We start from the raw sequence: 19,462 nt of genomic DNA, 5'->3' as shown, positions 1-19,462 counted from the left end.
CTCAACGCCGTCCGGACTCCAGTGTCGCCCCGACCCCGTACCACCCGCCAGCCGCTCAGACGCCGGTCCCGTCGCGCAGGCGGCCGCCGGTGGCAGCCGCCGTCGCCGCGCACATGCACGCGGCGGCGTACCCGAAGCCCACCGCCGGGGAGAAGAGCGACCACAACAGGCCCACCAGCGCGGAGGAGACCAGGTCGCCGCCCGCCTGGACAGCGCCCAGCAGCCCGAACCCGGAGCCGCGCAGCCCATCGGGCAGCATCCGCGCCAGCAGCGCGGACTCCGCGGTCTCCGCGAAGCCGATCCCCGCCCCCGCCAGGACGAACGCGCCCAGCAGCGCCGGCCAGCTGTGCCAGGGCACCGCGAACAGCCCGTACGCCGCGACGTAGGCGAAAGCCCCGGCGATGAACACCGGCCTGGGACCGGACCGGTCGATCCAGTGCCCGCCGGCGTAGGAGACGGCGGCGGCGCACGCGTTGTGCGCGGCATAGATCAGGATCGCCAGCGACGTCGCCGCGGCAAGCGACCGGTTGTCGTGATGCAGCAGCCCGGTCGCCCGCAGGATCAGCAGCGTCGTCGCCGCGTTCCCCAGCTCGAACAACGCGATCGGCAGCAGCGGCCGCACGATTCCCGCCTCCCGCAGCGCGCTCAGGTTGTACCGGGCACGCGCCCGCCCCGCCGGAGCCCCGTACAGACGACGGGCCTCGCTCGCGGCGACCGTGATCGACGCGGCGGCCAGCAGCCCCGGCAGCGCCGCGAAGTACAGGGCGTGCCGGATACCGACCAGCGACACCAGCAGCGAGGCCAGCAGCGGGCCGGCCACCGCGCCGAGGTTGTCCCCGGCTCGCTCCAGGCCGAACGCCCGCCCGAAAGCGGAGCGCGGCGCCAGCGAGGCCAGCAAGGCGTCACGGGCGGGCGAGCGCAGGCCCCGGGCGAACCAGGACATCGCCCGCAGCACCGCGACCTGCCACACCGCCGTCGCCGCCCCGATCAGCCCGGTCGCCACCGCCGTGATCAGATAGCCGCCCCGGGCAAGCGCGCCACGGCGGTGCGGGTCATCCGCGAGCGGCCCGCCCGCGAGCTTCGTGATCCCGGTGAGCGCATCGCTCACTCCCTCGATCAGCCCGAGCGCCCCGGGCCCGGCGTGCAGGGTCGAGGTGAGGAAGCCGGGCAGCACCGACGTGGTGATCTCGTGGCCGGAATCGCTGAAGAAGCTGGTCAGCCCGACACTCACCACACCCCGGGACAGCCAGGACCGCGGCTCCTCGCCGTCAGCCGTCGTCTCCTCGGCGCGGTTCTCGGTCATGGCACTCCCGGGCAGGCTCGTCTGGCCAGGGACCGTCAGCGGTCGGACCGCGGTTTCGCAAGGAGGTGAGCCCCATCACCGGTGCGCTCGACCATTGTGCCGCCCGCCAGTGAGGTCTGCCGTGTGGGACACGGGCGCTGTCCTGAATAGGGGAGAACCTCAGGGCGGACCTACACCCTCGACCTGGACGAGCTGCCCCGGCCCGAGGCCGACGCCCGCTGACCGCACCGGCACGTTCATTGCCCGGCTTCTCGATCCTCATGACTTCAGGCCCGGTACCGTACGGCGGGGCGCCCGAGCAGTACGTCAGCACTCGGCCGAGCCGTCCACCGCGCACGACACCACCGCGTCGGCCGAGCAGAAGATCGGCAGGGCGGGGCTCAGCGAGTCCCACCAGCGGTCGTTGAGGAGGCTGACCTTGTCCCGCAGGCGAGATCAGCGGGCACCCGCGCTCGCCTGGCACGGGTGTTCGCCAACCGGGTCATCGGCCGCCGAGCGCGGCTTCCTCGCGATCGAGGTCGTGCTGGAGTCGGCGGCGGGTGGTGTCGCTGATCAGGTGCTCGTCGTAGAGGCGGTGCAGCTCGATGTTCTGGGCGGCGATCACCTCGTGCCGAAGGTTGCGGTACGAGGCGTCGGGGGTTGCGCCGTCCAGGTCCTCGGTGCGGTCGAGGCGGGCTTCCAGATTGCGTCGGACCCGGTCGATCGCCACCGGCGGCATCGCCTCCAAGTCGGCGAGGTGCTCGATGCGGTCGAGTGCGGCACGGTTGAGCGCGTCCCTTGCCCCGGCCTCCTCCCGGGCGGTGTGCTCGGGCTCCAGCGCCAGCCCGGAGCGGTTGACGACCCCGGCCAGGGTCAGCCCCTGTACCACCAGCGTGAACACCACCACGGCGGTGGTCAGCACCAGCACCAGCGCACGTCCGTCCAGCGCCGCGCCGCCTCTCGCGGCCAGCGGGATGGAGAGCGCGGCGGCCAGTGGCATCACACCCCGGGTGCCCGCCCAGGTCACCACCGCCGCCACCCGCCAGGACAACCGGCTTCGGGTGGGTTTGACCGCGCGGGTCAGCGGCAGCGTCCACACGACGCGCACCGCAATCAGTACGGCGGCCAGGGCCAGGGCCTGGAGCGGCCACCAGCCGCTGCCCTTCGGGAGGTCGCGCACCAAGGTGGGCAGCTCCAGGCCGACAATGCTGAACACGACGCTCTCCAGCGTGAACACCACCACCGCGTACACAGCCTGCACCTGCAACCGGATGTGCGCGTCACTGAGCCGGTGCCCGGAACGGCCCAGCAGCACGCCCGCGACCACGACCGAGGTGATCCCGGAGGTGTGTGCCGACTCGGCCAGCACGTAGGCCGCGTACGGCGTGACCAGGGCGATCACGGTCTCCAGCACGGGGTCGGTGGTGCGGCGGCGGATCAGCCACACCAGTGCGGCGACGGCGGCGCCGATGACGCTGCCACCACCGCCGAGGAGCAGGAACTCGCCGCCGGCCGCGGGCAGGCTCACCGCGGCCCCGGCGGCGACCGCGATGCCGACGGCGACCTTGAACAGCACCAGTGAGGTGGCGTCGTTGAACAGGCTCTCCGCCTGCACCAGGACCTGGACCCGGTCGGGCAGGGCCAGGCGGCGGCCGAGCGCGGTGACGGCCACCGGGTCGGTGCTGGCGAGCACCGCGCCCAGCACGAACGCCATCGCGGGCGGCAGACCGGTGATCGCGACCGCGGTGAAGCCCACCGCCGCCGCCGAGGCGAAGACCAGGCCGAAGGCGAGGATCGTGACGGGGCGCCACACCACCTTCAGGTCGCGCAGCGACAGCTCCTCGGCGGAGGCGTACAGCAGTGGGGGAAGTACCACCAGGGCGATGGTCTGCGGTGGGATGTGCAGAGCGGGAACGCCGGGTATCAGCGCCACCCCGATACCGGCCAGGACCAGCAGGGAGGGGGCGGGCACGCGCCAGCGTCGGGCGAAGGTGGCCACGGCGGTGGCCAGAACCACCAGGAAGAGGACGATTCCCACGGCGTGCATCTGCGAGAGACCCCATCACGACGAGCGGGGTCGCTGCCGCCGATCGCCGCAGCCGTCCCCCGAGCCGACCAGACTTCCCGGCACACCGTAGGTAATTTTATCGGGACTTTAGCGCGGCCCGACAGGTGCCGGTGCGCGGCCCGTGCGCCGGCCCTGGTCCGCGCTTTGCGAGAATCGCCCGGTGACTGAGGTGAGGGAGATTTCGCGAGAGGCTCTGCTCCGTCGGGGTTTCGCCCTGGAGTACGCCACGCTCGGCTGGAACGTCGTCGGCATCGTGGTTCTGGCGGTGGCGGCGGTCTCCGCCCGGTCGGTGGCGCTGGCCGGGTTCGGCCTGGACTCGCTGATCGAGATCGGCGCGTCCACCGTGGTGATCTGGGGCCTGTCCGGCACCGGGCAGGCCCGCCAGAAGGCGGCGCTCCGGCTGATCGGAGTCGGGTTCGGGCTGCTCGCCCTCTACCTGCTGGTGCAGTCGACCCTGGTGCTGGTCACCGGCTTCCACCCGCACCACTCGCCGTCGGCATCGGCTGGACGGCGGTGACCGCGGCCGTGATGTTCGCCCTCGCGGCGGGCAAGGCCCGTACCGGCGCCGCACTGGACAACCCGGTGCTGAAGACCGAGGGCCGCGTGACGTTGATCGACGGACTGCTGGCTGCCGCGGTCCTGCTTGGCCTGGTCCTCAACTCCGTGCTCGGCTGGTGGTGGGCCGACCCCGCCAGCGGATTCGTGCTCACCTACTCCGCGGTCCGGGAGGTCCGCGAGATCTTCTCCGGCGACCACTGACCACCCCGGCCACTGCGGTCGGCACTGCGAACCGCAGGGGCCGCGCGTCGACGAGCAGTAGGCGCGAGTTCTGCACCGTTGCCTTCACCACCACGGTGGTGAAGGCGTCCTTCGGGGCGGGCCACGCCTCGCAGTCGCTTGCGTGGCTGGTGGCAGGCCCGGGTGGTCAGCACCGCAGCTCATCGGCCTGCTGGTCGTCTTCCTCGGGCCGGTCCGGCTCCTGGCCGTCCTCGGGACGGGTACCGAAGGGGCCGGGCAGGCCAGGGTGTTCAGCGCCGAGCAACGGCGCGCCGCCCTTGGTGCGGTGCGGGCCGGGAATCACGGGCGGGCCTCCTCTTCGCGGTCTGCAGCCGCGTGACGCCATGGTCCCAAGAACCGGGCGCGATGCGGGTGAGGCCAGCAGGATCACCGGATCGGGCCCCGCCCGCACGGAAGCCGCCTCGCGGTCAGGTCACCGACCAGCCCGCCATCGCGGCGGCGACCCCGAGCACGCCGGCGCCGATCAGTGCGCTGACGACGCCCTTGCGGGCGGCCAGCAGCCACAGCGCGGCGGCGGCCAGGACGCCGAACTGCCAGCCGTGCCGGAGGGCCAGGGCCAGCGGGATCGCGGACCCGGCGATGGCGCCGATCACGGCCGGTCCGGCGCCGGTGAGGAACGCCTGCACGCGGGTGTTCGCGCGCAGGCGGTCGAAATGCGAGCCGCCGAGGATCACGAACAGGAAGGACGGGGCGAACGCGAACGCGGCGGCCAGCAGGCCGCCGCCGATCCCGGCGGCGGCATAGCCGACCACCGCTACGGTCTGAACCACCGGGCCGGGGGTGATCTGGCCGAGCGCGACGGCGTTGAGGAACTGGCCGTCGGTCATCCAGTGGTAGTGGCCCACGGCGTCGGCCTGCATCAGCGGGATGATCACGAAGCCGCCGCCGTAGGACAGTGCGCCGACCTTGAATGCCACCCAGGCCAGCGCCGCCAAGCCGCCTACCGCCGGGGCCGCGGCGGCCAGCGGCAGCGGCCAGGCCGCTTTCCGCTCGCCGAGGACGACCTGCCCGGCGGCCTCGCGCGAGCGGACCGTGACCTCCAGCAGCCCGGCTGCCAGCAGCACCAGTACGAGCCACGGCCCGGCCAGCGAGGCCGCGACGGCGCCGAGCAGGAAGTATCCGCACCAGCGCGCCCGGGCGGCGCGCTGCCCGCCCGTCCGCTTCCAGCTCGCGGGCACCAGGCCGACGGCGGCCTGCACGGCCACCGCCGCGACCGCCGCCCCCGCGCCGGCCGCGGCACCGCGCACCCACAGCGGCGGATGCCCGGCCAGGAACAGCGCGGCCAGGGCCAGGATCAGCACCAGGCCCGGCACGATGAAGGCGATGCCGCCGACCAGCGCTCCCGGCAGGCCGCGCAGCCGCCAGGCGGTGAAGATCGCCAGCTGGGTCGAGGCCGGACCGGGCAGCAGGTTGGTCGCCGCGATGCCGTCCTCGAACTCCTCCGCCGTGATCCAGCCCCGACGCTGCACGCACAGCTGCCGCAGCAGCGCGATATGCGTCGGCGGGCCACCGAACCCGATGCAGCCGATCCGGCCCCATTCCCGGGCTATCGTCCCCAGCCCCACCCGAACCTCGGCGGCCGGGGCCTCGCGAGCACTGTCCAACGCGGTCTTCCTCCGTCACACCGGCCGGCCCGGCGGCCAGACCCTACCTGCCGCAGGTGAACGGGCCCCCAACCCGGCTCCGGATCGCGAGCGCTGTCCGCCCCGGCGGCGTTCACGGCCGGTGATGCGGCGGGGGCGTGCGCGGATGGTGCGGAGCGGGCGGGAGCGAGGTCAGGTCGGGTGCGGCTTCGGGCCAGACCAGCAGGACGGGGCAGGGGGCGTGGTCGACGACGAAGCGGGTGGCCGGTCCCAGACTGCGAGGGCCCAGGTGGTGGCGGTCACCGTCCCGGGCGACGACGAGCAGGTCGGCGCGTTCCGCTGCGGCGACGACCTCGTGTTCGACGCGCCCGGTACGCACCACAGCGGTGCAGCGCCGCCCGAGGCGTGCGGCCGCGGCGGCCAAAAGCTGCTCTCCGGAGGCGGCGGCCAGGTGTTCCAGGCGGGTGCCGGGGTCACGCTCGCGGCGGCCGCGGCCGAGCAGGCCCGCGTACGCGCCGTGCGCCGCGCCTGGGATGTCCGATCCGCCGACATACAGCAGGGTGATCTCGGCGTCGGCGCCGACGTGGGCGCGGGCGGCGTCGACCGCGGCCTGCCAGGTCCCCTCGGTGATCCACACCAGCACGCTCATGTCAGCCTCCGGTCGCCCGCAGCATCGCCCACAACGCCATGGTGGCGGCGATGAGGGTGGCGGGCACTGTCATCGCGCCGAGGCGGGTGAAGTCACCCAGTGCCGGCTCCTCGTCGTGTTCGTGCAGGATGCGACGCCACAGCAGTGTGGCCAGCGAGCCGACGTAGGTCAGGTTGGGGCCCAGGTTCACCCCGATCAGCGCGGCCAGCACCGGGCCGGGCCCGCCGGGGGCGACGATCGGCAGCAGGGCCAGGATCGCCGGCAGATTGTTGATCACGTTGGCGAGGACGCCGGCCAGGGCAGCGACGGCGAGCAGGGCAGGCAGGCTGGCACCGTTGGGGATCAGGTGCCGTGCGCCGTCGCCGAGCCCGTTGTCCACCACGGCCTTGACCACGATGCCCAGCGCGAGGACGAACAGGCAGAACAGCGGGCTGGCGGCGCCGGCGATCTCTCGCACCCCGGTCCGCTTCTGGGCCAGGGCCCGCCCCGCGAGGACGAGGGCCCCGGCCAGGGCCGCCCAGGCCGGGTTGATCCCCGCGAAGGAGGTGACGGCGAACCCGGCCAGCGTCAGCGCGAGGACGACCAGGGTGAGCACCGGCACCTCGACGCGCTCGGCCGACTGCGGGGACCTTGCTCCGGCAGCGAGGTCGGCGGCGAAGAAGCGCCGCAGGACGAGGTACTCGACCGCGATGACCACGAGCCAGGCCGGGGCCATCAGGGCGGCGAAGCGGGTGAAGGTCAGCCCGCTGGCGGTGAAGGCGAGCAGGTTGGTCAGGTTGGAGACCGGCAGCAGCAGTGAAGCGGAGTTCGCCAGGTGCGCGGTGGCGTACACGTGCGGGCGGGGCCGGGCCCCTACTTGGGCGGCGGTCGCGAACACCACCGGCGTCAGCAGCACCACCGTCGCGTCCAGGCTCAGCACCGCCGTGATCAGCGACGCCACCACGAACACCCCGGCCAGCAGGCGGTGCGGCCGCCCCCGGCAGGCCCCGGCCACCACCTGCCCGGCCGCCGTGAACAGCCCCTCGTCCGCGCACAGCTGGGCAAGCACCAGCACCGCGGCCAGGAAACCCACCACCGGCAGCAGACTCCGCGTCTGGGCCCACGCATCGTGCGGCGAGACCGCACCCACCGCGACGACCAGCCCGGCGGCCGGGACTGCCGCGACCGCCTCCGGCCAACCCCTCGGCCTGGCGACTGCGAACGCCAGCACCGCCAGCAGCAGCGCGACGGACAGCACCTCAGCGACAGCGGTATTCAGGGCATGCTCCCGGCGGATACGAACGAGCGGAACACGCCACCGTAGCCGCTGGGGCGTGCGATCACGAGTGAAGCAATGCGGGCGCCCAGCAGCACCGCTACCTGAGCAAGATCGGGCTGGATGCCCTCGTCGACGAGTTCAACTCCTCGAAGGCTGGCGGTTGAATCAGGCCTGTGGCCCGCGGGCATCGAGAACTCCCGCCCGGGCACGCACCTTTTGGCCTCCCGGATCGCCGGAAGGCCTCACTCTTGGTGACATGAGAGCCTGTGCCGCACCCGCGGTTCGTCCACCCCGCTGCGACCAGGTGGGTCGGGGTGTCAGCCGATGGTGAGGGTACGGTCGCCGAAGTCGGCGACCATGCGGAGTTGTCCGCCGAGGGCTTCGACGTAGGCGCGGATCGTCGCGAGCGCGGCGGTGTCGAGCGCGCCGCTCTCGAGTCGGGAGACGTTGGGCTGGGTGATGCCGATGATCTCGGCGACCTCGGCCTGGGTGAGGTCCTGCTCGCGGCGGATCTCGGCGAGGCGGTAGGCCCGCACCTCGGCGTCGAGCTTCTCCCGGTGTGCGGATACGCGCTGCGGGTCGGTGACGACGCTGGGTCGTACGTCCCTCCAGGACTTCATGGCTTGCCCTCCTCGATGGCCTTCAGGTGCCTGCTGAATCGTTCGTCGGCGATGGGGATGTTGATCTCGTACCACTGCCGCCATGACCCGGCCTTGTCTCCCGCCACCAGGACGATGGCCTGGCGTTCAGGGTCGAAGGCGAACAGGATCCGGATCTCGCCGGGCCCGGTTGTCCGCAGGCGGAACTCCTTCATGTTGTGGTGTTTGGAGCTGTGGATGCGGTCCACCAGGGGCCGACCGAGGGTCGGGCCGTCCTGCTCGAGTTTGTCGATGGCGGCCGCGACCTCGTCGGCGGTTTGCGGGTGGTGCTGTGCCAGGTCCAGGAGCCATTCCTCGACCTCGCTCTCCAGTGAGACTTCCCACGCCACCGGGCCAGTATGCGCTCCATCGAATATGCGCTGCAAGTTATTCGAGAGCAAGGCCTGGGCGTAGCACCTGGCACACCAGGCTCGGCCTGGGGGTGGGACGTGGACCCGATGCGGCTGGCGACACGTCGCCGGCCCCCGCGGGGTTCGCAGCCAACGGCGGCCGGCTCCGACGGCCCCGCGGCGCACAGACATGAGGCGCGGGCACCGGGGGCCGGCGCGCCGCTGGGGGCAAGGGGTCGCAGGTTCAAATCCTGTCGTCCCGACTTGCGAATCCGCAGGTCGGAGGCCGTTTCCATCTGAGGGTGGGGGCGGCCTTTTTGTGCGTGTCGCGGGGTGGTGGTCGCAGGGTGGCCGCGCCTCGTCCGGCCGTGGATCGCAGCCGGGCGCGGGCTGACCTGGTCAACTTGCTGCTGTATGGCTGGGGTTGGCGCACGTGGCCCGATGGGTGGCCGGATCGTTAACCACTCACGATGTCCTGTGGCGGGTGACCTCGCGTCGCGGGGTTGACGCGGTCGGGCGTGAGCATCGTTCAATTTGTGAGCTTTCTTCCGCTCTGTCCGCATTTTCTGGGCCAGATGTCGGCGCGGGGGCGGCCCTGCAAGGCGAAGGTCTGCGACCACCATGCAGGCGGGAGTCGCCCTGGCCAGGCGGTCCTCCCTTGTGAGCCTGCACGAGGTCGACGCTTCCGTCGGGCGTGGAGGCGAGACTGCATTCTGCCGTCGGTTGGGCGACCACCTTGAAAGTGTCCACGAGGTAGTCGGCCCAGAGCGCCGCCGTCTCGTAGATCTCGTAGCGGACCGGTGAACACTCCTTGAGCGTCTTCTCCAGATACCGACCGGACCCGGGGCCGATCTCCAGCACCGTCTTCGGGTTGGCGGCAAAGGCACCGAGCCCACGCAGTTCATCGATCGTGGACTGGGTGGCACCGGGCGTACCGTTCATGACCTCATCGATGTAGTCACTGAGCGACAGGCCGGCTGCCCGTGCAGCACCCATGGTCGCCTCGAACGGGAGGAAGTCGTCCACTCCGCCCCTGTTGTTGGTGCTGCGCACGATGTCGAATCCCGCGCGCCCCAGCAGGTGCTTAATTCCAGACTTGAGCATTTTCGTCCCCTTTTCTGCAGCCTTCATCCGGCATGGCCTCCCAGGCCGGTCCCGCTTCCAGCATCCGAAACGCTTGGAACCGCGGATGCGGGCGCGGCGGGACAGGGCACGCCGAAGTCACTGGCGCGCGACAGGATTTGGTGCGGTGGAGTGCTGCCGGGGGACTATGGGGCGCAGGGTTGCGCACGATGTAGCAGGGGCACAAGCGCATGAGGTCGCCGCAGCGCGACAGTCGGCCGGGGCGCCGTTCCCGGCTCAGGCAGCGACTCGTCCGTGCAGTGCAGCAGGAGACGGACGACGCACGCCAGGCATGTCCACCACGAGCGTGCGGTACCGGCTGCCGCATACGCCAGACGGGCGGGCAGATGGGTCGCGTCCTGGAGGAGGAGTACCAGGGCGTGCCCGGCGACAAAGTTCAACGCGGCCATAGCCAGGGGCTGGTGGTGCCAGGTCGGAGGGAGCCGCAGGTGCCCGTCCAGGCGGGCGGCGGGCACATCCGTCCCCGTCAACGCCAGCCAGCCGGGCAGGAGCGCCTGTACTGCACTGAGGCAGAGCATGCCTGCGCGGGACGCTCCGGAGAGTACGGCGGGGTAAGCGAACGCGGCGAGCAGCACTGCTGCGATTCCCAGCGCGGGCCAGGAGACGGCGGAGTCCGTCGTCGCGTGGTGCAGTCCTGCGGCGAGTGCGGTGCCGGCGAGGGCATGAACGACCGCAGAAACAGCAGCCCCCTCACGGGAGGCCGCTGGACCGAGCGGCGGCGAGCGAGCGTGCGGAAGGTCGGCACGTGACCATCATGGCCGAAGCGCGCTCGGCGCCGAGCGTGAATGCGAGTTTCTAAGGGAAGGGACGGGGAGTCCGTCGGTCCGCCTCCCGGTTCGGATGCCAGACGGACCGCCCGCGATATCAATGAGCTTGTGGGTGTGGTGTTTTCGGGACTGTCAGCCCTCGTCGTCGAGGGCGTGACGGATGATGGCGAGGTCGTCCGGGTGTCGCGTGGACCCGGGGCGATCCGGTGCCGTGCCCGGCATGTGGGCAGCGGACGGGCGGGTGCGCTGCTTCCACGGGTGGTCGCGGACGTGCCGGCGGACGGACGGCGGGTCGCCGTGTCGGCGCGGGTCCGGCGCCCGGTCTGCCCGGTGCTCGGCTGCCCGCGGCAGACGTTCCGCGAGCAGGTTCCCGGCGTCGTTCAGAGCTACCAACGCCGATGCACCGGTGAGGATCCGGTCCGCTGCTCGGATGATCACAGCGGATTGGGCATGATCTCGATGCGGCCGTGGTCGAACACACTGCGCGCGGTCGAGGACGGCCCGATCCGGATGGCGCCGAAGAAGTAGTGCAGTACGCCCGTTCTGCGGTCGGTCGGAAGCCTCTTCCAGGCGGCTCGCGCCCGGGGGCCGAAGACGACGCCGTCGAGTGCGGCGGCGGAGCGCACCACGACGAGCTGGCCGGCCGCCGGGGCCGGTCAGGACCGCGAGCGGGGCCGTGCGGGCCACCGCGGGGTCCAGGACTTCGAGCAGCCGTACCACCCGCTCCTCGACGAACGCCTCCAGCGACGCGGCGCCGATGCGGCGCTGGCAGAAGTGGGCCAGCAGGCGGGCGGCGGCGGTGCATTCGTACATGCGGTACCCCGCGACGGCGGAGCCGACCATGTGCCGTTCACACCTGGTGCACCACACCAGGCCCGTCAGCGGATAGTCGGCGGGAGGCCGCTCGCTCGCGGCACGCCCGTCCGCCAGTCGGCTCCGCCGCAGCCGGGCCTTCTCCCAGACGGCGATGCTGACGATGGCCGGCCAGTCGCCGATGACGTACGAGCCGTCCGCGGCCCGCAGAATCTCGCCCTTGGTGACGCACAGCCCGGCGTAGCGTGGCGCGTCGATGATGCGACCGACGCCGCTGCCGGTCCACCGGCCGCCGCCGACGGTCGGGATGCCGCGGCCGTTCAGACCGACCGCGAGCGCGCGTTGCGAGGCGGCCTGGTCCGTCTCGTCGATCACGAAGCGGGCGAAGATATCCTCCACGACCTCGGCCTCGGCCTCGACAAGGGCCTCCATGCCGGGGGTGTAGCCATAGCGGCGCAGTCCGCCGCCGTGCGGCCGCCCGGCGGCTCGCGCCGCCGCGTGGGCCGAGCGCGCCCGCTCGCCTGTCCGTACCAGTGCGTGACAAGCCCGTTCCGCCTGCTCCCGCAGTGTCCGGCGCACCGCCGCGAGCCGAAGACGCTCAGCCTCGACGGACCCGGCTTCCTCGCCGCCGAGCCGTACACCAGTGGCCGCGCCACCGTCGTCGACCAGGGTGAGACCGGGCCAGAGGGCACCACCGTGCTCCTGGCCTACCCGGCCGAGCAGATCGAGATCCGCCTGCTCACCGCCCCCGACGGCAGTCTCCGCCGGGAGACCCTTGTCGCTCCCAACCACCTGGTCGAGCGGACCTTCCACTACCCGGATCCCGAACGGTGACGAGATCCGGACCGGTGACGACGAGCAGGCCGGGCGACGCCACCGGTCCGGCGGTCCGGCGTCAGCCGCCCGCCGGACCGATCGCGTTTCAGCCCGTTGTCTCCAGCGCCGGGGCCTGCCCGGTCCGCGACGGCCGAAGCCGGCCGGAGCGGGCGAGCAGGGCCATGGCGGCGGCGCAGGCCAGGCCGGTCGCCGCGAGGACCAGCCACGGCAGGCGCGGCATCCCGGCGGCGGATCGGTCCCACAGCTCGCCCACGGCGAGGTTGCCCAGCGTGATGCCCACGCCGGACACGGTGTTGTAGAGCCCGTAGTGGGTGGCGACGAGGCGGCCGTTCGCGAGCGAGACGACGGTGTCCATCTCGAACGGGTAGACCACGGCCGTTCCCGCCGCCAGCAGCCCCGCGGACAGCAGCAGCGGCCCGACGGCGATCAGCCAGTGGCGCGGGGTCGAGTCGGCTGCCGTGATCACGTGCGAGCCTGACAGCAGCGGCACGAAGGCCAGCCCCATCAGCAGGATTCCGGCGGTGATCGCGCGGTTCGGTGACCACCGCGCCCGCATCCAGCCGGTGATCCTCAGCTGCCCGGCGGCGGCGACCAGGGCGCTCACCGCGAACAGCACGGCCGTCACCGTGTCGCCCGAGCCGGGCACCGTGCGGTTCGCCTGGAGGGGAAGTGCCAGGTACACCTGGAACGACAGCACGTACGAGCCGACCATGACGGCGGAGAACAGCAGGAACGGGCGGTTGGCGAGGACGGTCCGCCAGTCGGCGAGCACCCCCTTCTCCCGGTCGGTCTCGATCGGACGGTCCGGCAGCGAGCGGGCCTGGACGACCGTCAGTCCGGCGAACAGCAGGGCCGCCAGCGCGCCGACCATCCTGAAGTCGACCGACAGCAGGGCGAGTCCGAGCAGCGGTCCGGCGAACATGCCGGCCTGGTAGAAGACGTTGAACAGCGCGAACGCCTCGACCCGCCGCTCGCCCGCCTCGGTGGCGAGGTAGGCGCGCACCGCCGGGTTGAACAGGGCGCCGGCGAAGCCGGTGGCGGCCGAGGCGAGCACCAGGGCGGGTAGCGAGTCGGCGAAGGCCAGCAGCGCGAAGCCCGCGGTGCGCAGGGCGCAGCCGGCCACGATCACGCGCTTGCAGCCGAGCCGGTCGGCGAGTGTGCCGCCGACCAGGAACATGCCCTGCTGGCTGAAGTTGCGCATGCCGAGCACCAGTCCGACGGCCCAGGCGGCCAGGCCCAGCCCGCCGGCCAGGTGGGCGGCGAGGTAGGGCATCAGCATGTAGAAGGCGGTGTTGATGGTGAACTGGTTGACCATCAGTAGCCGTGCGGCGGGGTCGAAGGAGCGGAACTGCCGGATCATCGCGCGCCCTTCCCGGCCGGGGCGGTCACCGCGGTGCACCGGGTCCAGTGCTCGACGACGTACTCGGACGGATGCGTCAGCACGTCTGGCTCGACGGCCGGCGGTCGGTCGAGCAGATCGTGCTCGCGGCAGTAGGCGTCGCTGTAGACGGTGTCCCAGTAGCGGTGCGGTCCGTCCGGGAAGACCGCGGCGATCCTGGTGCCGGGCGGCGAGGTGCGGGCCACCCAGTCGGCCACCAGGGCGACCGCGCCGACGCTCCAGCCGCCGCCGGTGCAGTGCGCGCGGGCCAGGTGGCGTGCCGAGTGGACGGCCTCGTGCGGGGCCACCCAGTGGACCTCGTCGAAGGCCGCGTGGTCGACGTTGCGGGGGTGGATGCTGCTGCCGAGACCGCGCATCAGCCGGGGCCCGGCGGGCTGGCCGAAGATGGTGGAGCAGATGGAGTCCACGCCGACGAGTTGCAGGCCGGGGTGGAAGGAGCGGAGCACGCGGGCGATGCCGGCGGAGTGGCCGCCGGTGCCGACAGCGGCCACCAACACGTCCACCCGGCCGAGCTGGAGGGCGAGTTCGAGTGCGAGCGAGGTGTAGGCGGCGGCGTTGTCCGGGTTGTTGTACTGGTCGGGGCACCAGGCATCGTGGTGCTCGGCGAGCAGTTCCCGGACCCGGGCCCGGCGGGCCTCCTGCCAGCCACCGACGGGGTCGGGGTGGGCGACGACGTCCACCCAGGCGCCGTGGGAGCGCAGCCGGTGGAGCATCAGAGGTTCCATCCCGGGGTCGGTCACCAGCGTGACCGGGTGGCCGTAGGTGACGCCCGCCAGGGCCAGGCCGAGGCCGAGCGTGCCGCTGGTGGACTCCACCACCGGTGCGCTGGGCCGGAGTTCACCGCGCTTGCGGGCGGCGGCGACCATGTGCAGGCCGGGGCGGTCCTTGATGCCGCCGGGGTTGAAGGCCTCGAGCTTGGCCCAGTAGCCGCGCTCGCCGCGCGTGGTGGGGATCCAGAGCACCGGGGTGTTGCCGACGAGTCCGGCGGGGGAGCGCCTCGGCGCGCCGGCCGGCTCGGGGAAGTCGTGCGCGGACGCGAAGGCGCGCACGTCGTCCGGGGAGATGCCGCGCAGGGCAGCGGTCATGACCTGGTCCTTCCGCAGCCCGGGCGGGGCTGCCGAACAGTTGCCGTACGTGAAGTGGACCGGTGGGCCCCGCCGGGAACGACGCGGTGGCGGGGCCCGGCCCGATCAGGTACGGCTGACGCAGGCGAGTCTGAGCAGCGAGGTTCCGCCCCGAGACAGGGGCATGAACGGGCCCGCGCCGATCGCGCGGACGGGCGGCCGGAAGTCCGGGAGCAGAAGGGCCGCCACCGCGAGACCCAGCAGCAGGAGTCCGGTACGGCCGGGAACCGTGGCCGAACCATCGGCCGCGTCACAGCACAGGTGGTCCGCCGAGTGCTGTCCGTGGGCGCGGTCGGACCCGGCGCATTCCGCCACGGCGTGCCGTTCGAGGACCGTGGCCGTGGTGGCGTGAGGTGTTCCGTGCTCGTGGGCCGCGCATGCCGTCAGATGGGCCATGGCCAGGAGGACCAGGCCCAGCACGAGGGCGATGAGGGGCGCCCGGCGGCGCCCGACCACGAGCGGGGGCATGTGCCGATCGTAATCATCCAGTGACCAGTGGCCACCCCGGAGAACGCCTTCGGGTGAACCGGCGGCGTGTCGGGAACTTTCTCGACGCGGTCCGGGGCGGCTGCGGCGAAGAAGCGGAGCGGTCGCCGGAAAGGCGGATGGTTCGTCAACAGCCTTCAGCTGCACGACTCTTCTCGCTAGCTACTAAGCTCTGTAGTGTTCATGCCCACGTGGACGAGAACCGTCCATACCCCCACACGTGAGGCAGTCACACATGGCCAAGTCACGCCTTGTCGCACTCGCAACCATCGCCGGAACCCTCGGCCTCGTCGTGCTTGGGAGCGCCCCCGCCCAGGCCGACAACTCCTGGGGCGGCTACCACTGGGCCACCAGCAACGGAACGGCCCAACTGTCCGTCATCAACAGCTCGACCAGCGACTGGAACGCGCGGCTGCAGACCGCGGTGGACGACTGGAACCAGTCCCCGGCCCTGTCCCTGGCGATCACCCAGGGAAGCACCGACAGCTCGACGCGCCGACGCTGCGCCTCCCCGGCGGCCGGCAGCAACTCGGTGCGGGTCTGCAACTACAGCTACGGCCGGACCGGCTGGGTCGGCATCGCGTCGATCGACACCTCCGACGGCACGCACATCAGCACCGGCACCGACAAGCAGAACGAGACGTACCTGACCGGCGGCCAGTACAACGAGTCGGCCCACCAGCACGTCATCTGCCAGGAGATCGGCCACCTGTGGGGCCTGGACCACCAGTTCACCAACGCCGGCTCCTGCATGGACTACGCGGGCATCAACGACCCTGCGTACGTCCACCCCAACCAGCACGACTACGACGAGCTGGGCATCATCTACAACCACAGCGACGGAGCCCTCGCGGTCGCGAAGCCGTCCGCGGCGACCAGCACGATCCGCACCGGCACCACCGTGACCAACATCCTCTGGGTCGACTGACCCAGGATTCGGCCGCAACCACCGGTTCGCCGAACGGTGCCGGCTGCCGCAGGGAACTGCGGCAGCCGGCATCCCCGCCCCCACAGAAGGCGAAGTCGTGAGACACCTGCGCCCCGCAGCCCTGGCCCTCCTGCTCGTCGCGACCGCGACCGCGAGCGCCTGCTCCGCCCGACCGGAACCGTCCTCCCCGGCCTCGCCGGCAGGCAATGCCCTGCCCGTGCCCGGCGCCACCGCCTCGGGCCCGACGGGCCGGCTGGACATCGGTTCGACCGGTGAGAGCGGGGCCGCGGCATCGGTCCGGTACGTGCGGGTCGAGACCACCGAGCCGAGGACCGTGCTCGAAAAGGACTTCCGCGACGGCCCGGTCACCCTTGACCAGTCGCTCCCCCCGGGCACTTACCGCGTCCTGACCTGGCGGCGCGGCTGCACGGGCGGGTGCCCGGAGACCGGCGACCAGGGGCTTGGCACACCGGAGGACATCTGCGGTGCCAAGGTCCAGGTCCTTGCGGGCACGGCGGTCCGGGCCACCATCGTGCTCAGCCCGGACGCCGACTGCACCGTACGGAGCGTCGGCGACGGCTGACTTCTCCGATCGCCGGGTGCGGTGGCGAACAGCAGTGCCAGAATGCGCCCTTGTGACAGCAGCCATCTCCTCCCCGCTCCTTTCCGCGCTCGACCATGACGCGATCGCCAGCCTGATCCGCCGCTGGAGGGACGACCCCGGCGGGACGTACCGGTCCTGGTTCCTCTGGGAGGAACGCACCAAGAACTTCCGCTCGATCCGCCGCGGCATCGAGCAGGTCGTCCGCGAGATCGAGGCGGACACCTTCGGCGTGGCCTACAAGGGCTCGTCGCTGGAGACCGTCGTCGGGTCGATCGCCGAACAGCGGCAGATGTTCAAGGGCGCCGACCACGCCTTCCTGTGGAAGCCGAAGCTGCGGATCCCCGACATCTACGAGAACCGCGACAACCAGCTCGCCTTCGCCCGGATGCTGGAGACCTGCCGCTGCTGCACCACCGAGCAGCAGGTCCTGGCCGCGATACGGACGTTCACGTCGCACGGGGTCAAGGGGCTCGGACCGGCCGCCGCGAACCCGCTCTACTTCCTCCACCCGACCATCGTCGCGCCGTTCAACACCGCCATCGTCAACGGCTACAACGCGCTCACCGGCGCCAAGGTCAAGCTCGGCAAGTGGGACGAGTACCTGGCGATGAGGGAGGGGATCCTCGCCCTCAACCAGACCCACCGCACCCTGCTCTCCAACGACCTCGGCGCCATCGGCGGCCTCCTGTTCGACCTCGGGTCCGGCCGCTACACCGCGCCGCCGCGCGGCACGGACGACACCGAGGCCGACCGCGCCGCCTGGCTGGCCGACCTCGAACGGGTCCGCTCGGACGCCCGCGCGGAGAAGGCGTTCGCGGCGGCCGAGCGCGACGACGTGACGCACACCCAGGTCCAGGGCTGGCTGCGCGACCTCGGACGCTCGCTCGGCTTCGACGTCTGGATCGCCTCCAACGACCGCGGCCGCCCGTACGACGGCGGCCGGCTGGCCGACGGCTGCCTGGAGCGGCTGCCCGCGGCGCTGAGTTCGGGGCCGGCCGCCGAGGCGATCGGCCTGATCGACGTGCTGTGGCTGGAGCCGGCCGGCGAGGTCGGGGCCGCGTTCGAGGTGGAGCACACCACCTCCATCCACTCCGGCATCGTGCGGATGCTCGACCTCGCGCTCAGCGGGGAGTCACCCGCGAACCACCGGATGTTCCTGGTCGCCCCGGACGCCCGGGAGGAGGCGGTACGGGCCCAGATCCGCCGACCGGCCTTCAGCAGGGTCGCCGACCTGCACGTGCGCTACCTCCCGTACGGAGAACTGGAGGCCAATCGCAAGGCGATCATGCGCTTCGGCCGAGGCCTGCACCCGATCGAGGCCCTGGCCCGCGAGCTGAACTGACCGGCCGCCCGCGCCGTGGTGGACCGGAGCCGGTCCGCCACGGCGTCGGAGAGGGGCGAGACGCGCGGACGCTGTGAAGCATGGCAGACTCCTCGCCTGTGTCTCCTAAGAACTTTCGTAGGACGGTGAGCGGACGCAGGCCACCCGCTCGACGCGCAGCTCCCGCGCTCGCCGGTGCTCTGCTGCTCTTGACGGGCTGCTCCGCCACATCCGCATCCAGCAGCACCTCGTCGGGAAGCGGCACGGGCTTCGTGGCCGGCAGCGGTGAGATCGTCCGGATAGCCGAAGACCGGCGTGCCACCGCGCCGGGCGTCTCCGGCGCCACCCTGGAGGGGCGGCCGCTGGCACTTACCGGCTACCGGGGCAAAGTCGTGCTGCTCAACGTGTGGGGCTCCTGGTGCGCCCCCTGCCGCGCGGAGGCGCCCGGACTGGAGCGCACGTACCAGGCGCTCAAGGACCAGGGCGTGGAGTTCGTGGGCATCAACACCCGGGACCTCGACCGGGCACCCGCCCAGGCCTTCGAGCGCCGCTTCGGCATCGGATACCCGAGCCTCTACGACCCCGAGGGCGCCCTGGTCCTGCGGTTCAGGGGCGATCTGCTGCCCCAGGCCATCCCGTCCACGCTGGTCATCGACCGTCAGGGCCGGATCGCCGCCCGAGCCCTGCGCGCCCTGTCGGAGGACGGCCTCCGCGCGCTGCTCGCGCCCGTCGTCGCGGAGCCGTCGTGACCGCCGACTCCGCTTCCCACTCCGCCGACTCCGCCGCACCGGCCGGGGCCGGCCTCGGCCCGCTCGGCTGGACGCGCTGGCTGTGGCGCCGGCTCACCTCCATGCGCACCGCCCTGTCATTAGTAGACATGCCCAGGAATGCGACGGGTTCCCGCGCGGCTGCGAGCCTCAAAGAGTCGGCGCGGGACAGGCGTTGGCGGTCCTGAGCCGGCGGATCAGGGCGTGGCCGAGGAGGCCGAGCGACAGCAGGGCGAGAGCGGGTTGGGCGGGTGCGAAGTACGAGAGCGCTCCGCTGACGCCGAGGGCCATCACGACGAGCTTGTTGCAGATCGGGCATCCGACGGCGAAGGCGGACAGGAGTCCGGCGGCGAGCGCTCGGCCGGACCTCGGTTGTGCGGGTTCCCCGGCCAGGCGGCGTCCGAAGGCGCGCCCCGACATGTACGTGGCCAGCAGAAGGCCCTCCAGCGCCGCGCTCGCGGCCCAGGCCGGATAGTTCCACCAGAGGACCGGCGTCATCCGCGTGTAGAGCGAGGTCTTGATGATCCCGGTCGGTACGCCGATGGCGAGCCCGGCCCCGATCGCCCCGAGGGCGGCTGCCGTCCACTGGCGGATCGTCCACGTGCGCACGGGTTCTCCTCAGCTGTTCTGCGGTCGGTCGATGCTTG

20 protein-coding genes and 2 pseudogenes are annotated in these 19,462 nt (G+C 72.1%); 8 read left to right on the top strand and 14 right to left on the bottom strand.

Translation table 11 applies throughout. The annotated features are described in order from the left end of the window. Window positions 1–55: 55 nt before the first annotated feature. Window positions 56–1,303 carry an MFS transporter gene (locus ACIQWA_RS06890; protein ID WP_402479087.1) on the bottom strand — a complete coding sequence of 416 codons (1,248 nt, stop codon included), beginning with the start codon at window positions 1,301–1,303 and terminating at the stop codon, window positions 56–58. A gap of 481 nt (window positions 1,304–1,784) precedes the next feature. After that, on the bottom strand, window positions 1,785–3,329 hold the full coding sequence (locus ACIQWA_RS06885) for a Na+/H+ antiporter (RefSeq protein WP_402479084.1): 1,545 nt from the start codon (window positions 3,327–3,329) through the stop codon (window positions 1,785–1,787). Between the two features lie 181 nt (window positions 3,330–3,510). Between ACIQWA_RS06885 and ACIQWA_RS06880 the strand changes: the two genes are divergently transcribed. After that, window positions 3,511–3,867, top strand: coding sequence for a hypothetical protein (locus ACIQWA_RS06880; protein WP_402479081.1), 357 nt, complete (start codon window positions 3,511–3,513; stop codon window positions 3,865–3,867). Continuing rightward, window positions 3,864–4,109, top strand: coding sequence for a hypothetical protein (locus ACIQWA_RS06875; protein ID WP_402479078.1), 246 nt, complete (start codon window positions 3,864–3,866; stop codon window positions 4,107–4,109). The genes ACIQWA_RS06880 and ACIQWA_RS06875 overlap by 4 nt, the downstream gene beginning before the upstream one ends. A 166-nt stretch (window positions 4,110–4,275) precedes the next feature. Here the strand turns inward: ACIQWA_RS06875 and ACIQWA_RS06870 are convergent, their stop codons facing one another. The 7 genes from ACIQWA_RS06870 to ACIQWA_RS06840 all read right to left on the bottom strand — a co-directional run bounded on the left by ACIQWA_RS06870 (window position 4,276) and on the right by ACIQWA_RS06840 (window position 9,757). Then, window positions 4,276–4,431 carry a hypothetical protein gene (locus ACIQWA_RS06870; protein ID WP_402479075.1) on the bottom strand — a complete coding sequence of 52 codons (156 nt, stop codon included), beginning with the start codon at window positions 4,429–4,431 and terminating at the stop codon, window positions 4,276–4,278. A gap of 124 nt (window positions 4,432–4,555) precedes the next feature. Next, window positions 4,556–5,752, bottom strand: coding sequence for a chromate efflux transporter (gene chrA / locus ACIQWA_RS06865; protein WP_402479073.1), 1,197 nt, complete (start codon window positions 5,750–5,752; stop codon window positions 4,556–4,558). Between the two features lie 112 nt (window positions 5,753–5,864). Further along, window positions 5,865–6,380: a universal stress protein gene (locus tag ACIQWA_RS06860; RefSeq protein WP_402479070.1), complete on the bottom strand. Its 516-nt coding sequence runs from the start codon at window positions 6,378–6,380 to the stop codon at window positions 5,865–5,867. A 1-nt stretch (window position 6,381) separates the two neighbouring features. Continuing rightward, complete coding sequence (locus ACIQWA_RS06855) at window positions 6,382–7,617, bottom strand: SLC13 family permease (protein ID WP_402479068.1); 1,236 nt, start codon at window positions 7,615–7,617, stop codon at window positions 6,382–6,384. Window positions 7,618–7,955: 338 nt separating this feature from the next. Next, the gene (locus ACIQWA_RS06850) at window positions 7,956–8,258 is read right to left on the bottom strand and encodes an XRE family transcriptional regulator (protein ID WP_402479067.1); all 303 of its coding nucleotides are present in this window, start codon (window positions 8,256–8,258) and stop codon (window positions 7,956–7,958) included. Then, a complete protein-coding gene (locus ACIQWA_RS06845; RefSeq protein ID WP_402479065.1) occupies window positions 8,255–8,626 on the bottom strand; it encodes a type II toxin-antitoxin system RelE/ParE family toxin in 372 nt (123 codons plus the stop codon). The genes ACIQWA_RS06850 and ACIQWA_RS06845 overlap by 4 nt, the downstream gene beginning before the upstream one ends. 465 nt (window positions 8,627–9,091) lie before the next feature. Continuing rightward, a complete protein-coding gene (locus tag ACIQWA_RS06840; RefSeq protein ID WP_402479063.1) occupies window positions 9,092–9,757 on the bottom strand; it encodes a hypothetical protein in 666 nt (221 codons plus the stop codon). Window positions 9,758–10,653: 896 nt separating this feature from the next. Here ACIQWA_RS06840 and ACIQWA_RS06835 point away from each other — a divergent pair. Then, window positions 10,654–10,935, top strand: a pseudogene (locus ACIQWA_RS06835) (ISL3 family transposase); the annotation flags it as partial. Between the two features lie 330 nt (window positions 10,936–11,265). Here ACIQWA_RS06835 and ACIQWA_RS06830 read toward each other — a convergent pair. Beyond that, window positions 11,266–11,781: pseudogene (locus ACIQWA_RS06830) on the bottom strand (recombinase family protein); the annotation flags it as partial. A 105-nt stretch (window positions 11,782–11,886) separates the two neighbouring features. Here ACIQWA_RS06830 and ACIQWA_RS06825 point away from each other — a divergent pair. Continuing rightward, window positions 11,887–12,183: a hypothetical protein gene (locus tag ACIQWA_RS06825; RefSeq protein WP_402479061.1), complete on the top strand. Its 297-nt coding sequence runs from the start codon at window positions 11,887–11,889 to the stop codon at window positions 12,181–12,183. Between the two features lie 88 nt (window positions 12,184–12,271). Here the strand turns inward: ACIQWA_RS06825 and ACIQWA_RS06820 are convergent, their stop codons facing one another. The 3 genes from ACIQWA_RS06820 to ACIQWA_RS06810 all read right to left on the bottom strand — a co-directional run bounded on the left by ACIQWA_RS06820 (window position 12,272) and on the right by ACIQWA_RS06810 (window position 15,177). Next, window positions 12,272–13,546, bottom strand: a complete 1,275-nt coding sequence (locus tag ACIQWA_RS06820; RefSeq protein ID WP_402479058.1) for an MFS transporter — start codon at window positions 13,544–13,546, stop codon at window positions 12,272–12,274. Next, complete coding sequence (locus ACIQWA_RS06815; protein WP_402479056.1) at window positions 13,543–14,670, bottom strand: PLP-dependent cysteine synthase family protein; 1,128 nt, start codon at window positions 14,668–14,670, stop codon at window positions 13,543–13,545. Before ACIQWA_RS06815 ends, ACIQWA_RS06820 begins: the two co-directional genes overlap by 4 nt. A gap of 105 nt (window positions 14,671–14,775) precedes the next feature. After that, on the bottom strand, window positions 14,776–15,177 hold the full coding sequence (locus tag ACIQWA_RS06810) for a hypothetical protein (RefSeq protein ID WP_402479054.1): 402 nt from the start codon (window positions 15,175–15,177) through the stop codon (window positions 14,776–14,778). Between the two features lie 253 nt (window positions 15,178–15,430). On the opposite strand from ACIQWA_RS06810, the gene ACIQWA_RS06805 reads away from it, so the two are divergent. The 4 genes from ACIQWA_RS06805 (at window position 15,431) to ACIQWA_RS06790 (ending at window position 18,797) form a co-directional block, all read left to right on the top strand. Then, window positions 15,431–16,123 (top strand): hypothetical protein, encoded by a 693-nt coding sequence (locus ACIQWA_RS06805; protein ID WP_402479051.1) that lies wholly within the window; start codon window positions 15,431–15,433, stop codon window positions 16,121–16,123. Between the two features lie 97 nt (window positions 16,124–16,220). Continuing rightward, a complete protein-coding gene (locus tag ACIQWA_RS06800; protein WP_402479048.1) occupies window positions 16,221–16,706 on the top strand; it encodes a hypothetical protein in 486 nt (161 codons plus the stop codon). A gap of 52 nt (window positions 16,707–16,758) precedes the next feature. Beyond that, window positions 16,759–18,069, top strand: coding sequence for a type II restriction endonuclease (locus ACIQWA_RS06795; protein WP_402479045.1), 1,311 nt, complete (start codon window positions 16,759–16,761; stop codon window positions 18,067–18,069). A 251-nt stretch (window positions 18,070–18,320) separates the two neighbouring features. Continuing rightward, complete coding sequence (locus tag ACIQWA_RS06790; RefSeq protein ID WP_402479043.1) at window positions 18,321–18,797, top strand: TlpA family protein disulfide reductase; 477 nt, start codon at window positions 18,321–18,323, stop codon at window positions 18,795–18,797. 168 nt (window positions 18,798–18,965) lie between these two features. Here the strand turns inward: ACIQWA_RS06790 and ACIQWA_RS06785 are convergent, their stop codons facing one another. Beyond that, window positions 18,966–19,424: a hypothetical protein gene (locus ACIQWA_RS06785; RefSeq protein ID WP_402479040.1), complete on the bottom strand. Its 459-nt coding sequence runs from the start codon at window positions 19,422–19,424 to the stop codon at window positions 18,966–18,968. Between the last annotated feature and the right edge of the window lie 38 nt (window positions 19,425–19,462).

This window comes from Kitasatospora sp. NPDC098652 (genome assembly GCF_044760155.1).
Taxonomy (GTDB): domain Bacteria; phylum Actinomycetota; class Actinomycetes; order Streptomycetales; family Streptomycetaceae; genus Kitasatospora.
This window is presented reverse-complemented; position numbering and strand designations above follow the sequence as displayed.